Raw genomic sequence first — 4,935 nt, forward strand, 5'->3', positions numbered from 1 at the left:
CGAGCGCGGGTAATCCGCATGCCTCCGCGAAGGCATCTGTCGTGAGCAGCCGTGGACGACGCTCGGCGTTTCTCGGTGGGGCTACACGCGCGCGCCACCACGACGTGTATACGTCGTCTTGATAGCGGAACCACGCGTTGTTCACGTGCGGCTTCCATGCCAACCGCCACTCGCGATCCCAATCGAGGCATCTTCTGGATGATCGCGCGCGCTCACGCGCGCGGTAGCTGGACCTGGCGGTTCGTAGCCGGGGTCGCGTTGCTGCACTCGCTTGCCATGTTGCTGCGGCAGGAGAACGTGCTCTTCGGGCTCGCCGTGATCGCCCTGCTGTGTGTCGGCCGCCCATGGCGTCAGGCGGTGAGCGACGCGCTGGTGTACGTGGCAGCCGGGGCGCTCGCGACGTGCACAGCGGTGTTGTTTATGGGACTTCTGTGGGCCCCCGGGGTGAACACGCTCACCGATGCCGTGCAGTGGTACTTCTGGGCCTTTCGCGTGCACGTGGGCTCCACGCAGGAGTTCCAGGGCTTCGAGCACGCCACGAAGTTCGACGTGCCGCGAGTGGTGAAGGGCCAGCTGACCGCGTTCATCGTCGGGACGCAGGCGGTCGTCGATTCGGTTCGCGACCGCGCGCTGCTGGGCCGTCCCTACGTCCTCGGCCTCACCGCGCTCACGGTAGCCGCCTACGCGATCATGGCGGTTCTCGCTGCCGAACTGCGGTGTCTGCGCCGCCTCGTCGAGGCTCGACTCTTGGCGATGGCCGTCGCGTCCGCGGTCTGGATCCTGGCCTACAAGCTCTTCCCCCACGCGTGGCTCTGGCCGACCGTGACCAAGTACCAGGTCGTCACGGTCCCGCCGCTCGTCATCCTGTCCGTGCTTGGGCTGATCGCGGCGCAGAAAACCTCGGACGGCCCGCGCTCCCGCTGGCTCACCGGACTCGTCGCGGCACTGGTCGCGATCGTCTTCGTCGTCGATCTCAGCGGCGGGATCCTCCCGTGGCGTCACTACGGTCAGATGAAGGCCGCCCTCGAGGTCCGCCGCGCCAGCGAGTTCCGCGCCGACGACCTCTTCATCTCGTCCGAGTCCGGCATCGATCCCATCTTCGCGCGCCTCTACCGAGGGGGCGAGGCGCAACACGTCAGCGTCAAGGACGTCTTCAGCCAGAAACCGACACGGGACGCGTTCGTGTCGATTCGCGCGGCGATCGACCGCCACCTCGCGCTCGGGCACCGCGTTTTCGTATACAACTTTGTCCCCGGTCCGTATTCGCTGGTCGGCATCAACCAGGCGCCGACGCGAGCGGGCACGCGGCTCAGCGCGCGCGACTTCGAGGCCTTCCTCGCCGAGCTGCAAACGACCTACACCCTGCGGCCGGTGTTCAGCTACTGGGAGGAGAGCAAGGCTCCGCTCTACCTCTTCGGCGAGCGGCTGGAGCCGTTCTATGAGGTCAGCGTGCGATCGTGAGCCTCCGTGGGCGTGTCGTGGAAGGCCTCCACTCCGCCTACGGTCTGGCCAATCGGCTCGGCCTCCTGGAGAACGCGGTACTCGGTGATTTGTTCGTCCGCACGTATTTCGTCTACAAGCGGCTAAGCGATCCGTTCGCCACGCTCGCGCGCCGGCAGCCCGATCTCCTCCGTGGCGGCCACATCCTGGATGTCGGCGCCAACATCGGCTACACCGCCAGCGTCTTCGCGCGCGGGCTCGCGCCGGGCTTCAGGGTCTTTGCCTTCGAGCCCGAGCGCCAGAACTTCGAGCGCCTGGTCCGCACGATGCGCCGGCTCGGTCTCGCCGACCGCGTCGAGACGGTTCACGCCGCGGTGGGCGCTACCGAAGGCACGGTCGGTCTCTGGCGCGACGTCCGCCACCACGCCGGGCACCGCATCACCACCGACGCGTTTCGCGCGGACCGGGGCGTGGCGGCGAGTGACACGGTGCGACTGCTCAGCCTCGACCGCTTCACGCGCGAGCGCGGGATCGCCAGCGCGGTCGGCTTCGTCAAGATCGACGTCGAGGGCTACGAGCTGCCGGTCTGCGAGGGCATGGCCGACATCGTCGCGGCCAATCCAGGCCTGGTCGCCGCCGTCGAGTACTCACCGGCGGCGATGGGCCAGATGGGCTTCCGACCCGAGTCGATCCTCGATTTCTTTCTCACCCGGGGGTTCGTCATCCACGTGTTGCACGAGGACGGAGGCCTCGAGGTCTTCGACGCGCGCCGGCCGGAGCGGCACCTTGCCGGCCGGCTCTACGTCGACCTGCTCTGTGCACGGCAGCCGCTCGTGCCGTAGCCCGACGCCCGCGCGGGCCGAAACACTTGTTCTCGAGCGTAATTTGGCCCGGCCATGGTCGGTTCCTGGCAGACCATGTCTTCTCCGAAGCGCGTTCATCTACCGCGACTACGTGGGCGCGGGCGCCGGCGTCGGGTTCCTGGCCTCGTTCGTGCGCTCTCGGCTACAAGGTGCAGCTGGTCCTCTATCCGGACCGCGGTCGGACACCTACGTCAAGCAGAAGGAGGACAGCTCGATCATGGGCCGTCTCCAGTCGCGCGTGAGCGACGGAGCAGCACGGGCGCACCGGGAGCCGCAATCATTCGGTGGGTCGCGGCCAGGCGCAGCCGACGACCGGCTGGGTGGCGTCCAACATGTAGAACGGCAGCGGGAGGCGCTCGCCCAGCACCTCGTTGTGGAAGAGCCTGACGGCGGCCTTGATGGCAATAGCGACAAAGACAGATACCTCGGCTCGTCTTACCGGGCCGGGTATTGTGAACAGTAGAGGCCCCGAGCTACGACAACGGCCTAGAGCAGAACGACCGCGTGCTGTTTCGACGTCGGTCACCGTGAGCCTACGCAGATCAGCGACACGCCGAAGGGCAATACCCGTGTCAGACCCGTTCGGTCTTCCCAGAGAATCTCGCTCCGCATGAGCCTGTTCAACCACTTCGGCACCGTGTAGAAATTGTCTCGAGGCGGCACGACGCGTGAGAGTAGACGCTCGGCCTTCGCTAGCACAAGCAGCGGCGGAAAGAACAGACACTTAAAGAATCTGTGCTCCTCGATGACGAGCCCCGCCAGTTGGACCCGTTTGGCGAACTCCCGCTTCGAATACCGCCGGAAGTGGCCGTACATGATGTCGTGATTCCGCCAGAGGGTCATGAACGCGGGCACCGTGAGCAGGAAGGCTCCGCCGGGCCGGAGCACCCGACGGATCTCCCGGAGCGCCTTCTCGTCGTCTTCGACGTGCTCGAGATTGTCCAGCGCGACTACGCAGTCCATCGATTCCGACGCGATCGGCAACGCCATCGAGTCCCCAGAAAAGACACGCGCCGCTCCGCGCGTACGCGCGAAGACGAGCGCATCGAGCGAAAAATCCATGCCGAGCGTGACACCCCAGCGCCCGAGCCGGCGCAACGTGTTTCCGGGCCCGCAACCGAGGTCGAGGATGCGAAGAGGGCGGGGGCCCGCGTCCGTTTTGAGGCGTGTGAGGTACGGCGTGAGCGCCCGCTCCACCAAGTCGTTCTGGCCGGCCAACCAGAAATAGGTCTCTCCGAGATCGAAGAAGCGCTCCTGTTTGTTCAGTTCCTCCTTCACGGACGCTCGACTTCTCGGATCGGAGGGGCATCCAGCCGCGTCTTGCCGAGGACGTTGGCGACCACGTAGGGCGGGCGCTGGCGAACCTCGTCGTAGATGCGGCCCACGTACTCGCCCAGGATGCCCACGCAGATCAGTTGGACGCCACCAAGGAAGAGCACTGCTACGATGAGAGAGGTCCAGCCGACTAACGGGATACCGTGCACGACCTTCAGGACTATGAGCAGGATCGCGAGCAGCAGGGCGGCGACGGACACGGCCGCGCCGAACAGTGACGCCATCTGCAGAGGCCTGTAGGAAAATCCGATGAAACCGTCTAGCGCCAGGCGAACCAGCTTCCAGTACGTGTACTTCGGCTCACCGGCGAACCGCTTTCCCCGGATCTGCGTGACGCCCGTCTGGCGGAATCCCGCCCAGCTGCGCATCCCGCGGACAAAGCGCGTGCGCTCGGGCATCGCGTTGATTACGTCCACCACCCGCCGGTCCATCATAGAAAAGTCGCCGCTGTCGAGCGGGACCGCGATGTGGCTAATCCGGTGGAGCAGCCGGTAGAAGATCGCATAGCCAAACCGCTTGAGCAGCGATGCCGAGCGGCGCTCCCTTACAGCGTAGATGACCTCGTAGCCCTCGCGCCAGCGTGCGATGAACGTCGGCAGCATTTCTGGGGAGTCCTGGAGGTCGCCGTCCATCACCACCACCGCATCGCCAGACGCGGCTCGCAGGCCCGCTGAAATCGCTGCCTGATGCCCGAAGTTCCGGGCGAGGCGCACGGACTTCACATGAGGGTGGCGGTTGTGAAGGTCCCGCAGAATGTCGGGAGTCCGGTCGGTGCTACCGTCATCGACGAAGACGATCTCGACATCCAAATCCTGGCTCTCGAGGACCCGGCCGATCCGCCGGTAGAGCTCGGGGACGTTGCGCTCTTCATTCAGCACCGGAATCACCACAGACAGCAGCATACCGACCGCATTATAGTACGCGCCCGGACTCTCTGGCGCGCTGTCCGATCACCAGATCGTCGCCGGCGTCTCGGCTGGGCGGCGACCGCTCTAGGCTCGGCCAGGCAGGCGAGGAATTTCGTCGTCGGTGGTCACCGGCTCACGGGGCCTGGTCCGGCGGGTCCGGGGCGAGCGCGCACTTCGACCGCAGCCCCGATGGCGCCGCCCTACGCGGCCAGCTTCACCCTCTCGCCCACCAGGCGGGCCAGCCGGAGCAGCATGAGCACCCGGATCACCACCCACGAAGGATCGAACTCGAAGCGGCCCATGCTGAACTTGGGGCTCGAGGGATAGGCGTGGTGGTTGTTGTGCAGGCTCTCTCCGCCGGTCAGCCAGGCGAGCACGCGCAGGTTGGT

5 protein-coding genes are annotated in these 4,935 nt (G+C 66.1%); 2 read left to right on the forward strand and 3 right to left on the reverse strand.

Going from position 1 to position 4,935, the window contains the following annotated elements; translation table 11 throughout:
* Positions 1-198 precede the first annotated feature (198 nt).
* Both LAO51_19950 and LAO51_19955 read left to right on the forward strand, forming a co-directional pair.
* Positions 199-1,461: a hypothetical protein gene (locus tag LAO51_19950; protein ID MBZ5641019.1), complete on the forward strand. Its 1,263-nt coding sequence runs from the start codon at positions 199-201 to the stop codon at positions 1,459-1,461.
* Positions 1,458-2,282, forward strand: a complete 825-nt coding sequence (locus tag LAO51_19955) for an FkbM family methyltransferase (protein ID MBZ5641020.1) — start codon at positions 1,458-1,460, stop codon at positions 2,280-2,282. The genes LAO51_19950 and LAO51_19955 overlap by 4 nt, the downstream gene beginning before the upstream one ends.
* 543 nt (positions 2,283-2,825) lie before the next feature.
* Here LAO51_19955 and LAO51_19960 read toward each other — a convergent pair.
* The 3 genes from LAO51_19960 to LAO51_19970 all read right to left on the reverse strand — a co-directional run.
* Positions 2,826-3,581: a class I SAM-dependent methyltransferase gene (locus tag LAO51_19960; GenBank protein MBZ5641021.1), complete on the reverse strand. Its 756-nt coding sequence runs from the start codon at positions 3,579-3,581 to the stop codon at positions 2,826-2,828.
* Positions 3,578-4,540 carry a glycosyltransferase family 2 protein gene (locus LAO51_19965; protein MBZ5641022.1) on the reverse strand — a complete coding sequence of 321 codons (963 nt, stop codon included), beginning with the start codon at positions 4,538-4,540 and terminating at the stop codon, positions 3,578-3,580. The genes LAO51_19960 and LAO51_19965 overlap by 4 nt, the downstream gene beginning before the upstream one ends.
* A 206-nt stretch (positions 4,541-4,746) precedes the next feature.
* Positions 4,747-4,935: acyl-CoA desaturase (locus LAO51_19970; protein ID MBZ5641023.1), on the reverse strand; the 189-nt coding region annotated here is incomplete at its 5' end.

Source organism: Terriglobia bacterium (assembly GCA_020073205.1).
GTDB lineage: Bacteria > Acidobacteriota > Polarisedimenticolia > Polarisedimenticolales > JAIQFR01 > JAIQFR01.

Excerpts from the sequence above, each read along its gene's own strand:
- LAO51_19950 (MBZ5641019.1), top strand. The coding sequence starts at position 199 with ATGATCGCGCGCGCTCACGCGCGCGGTAGCTGGACCTGGCGGTTCGTA.
- LAO51_19965 (MBZ5641022.1), bottom strand. The coding sequence starts at position 4,540 with ATGCTGCTGTCTGTGGTGATTCCGGTGCTGAATGAAGAGCGCAACGTC.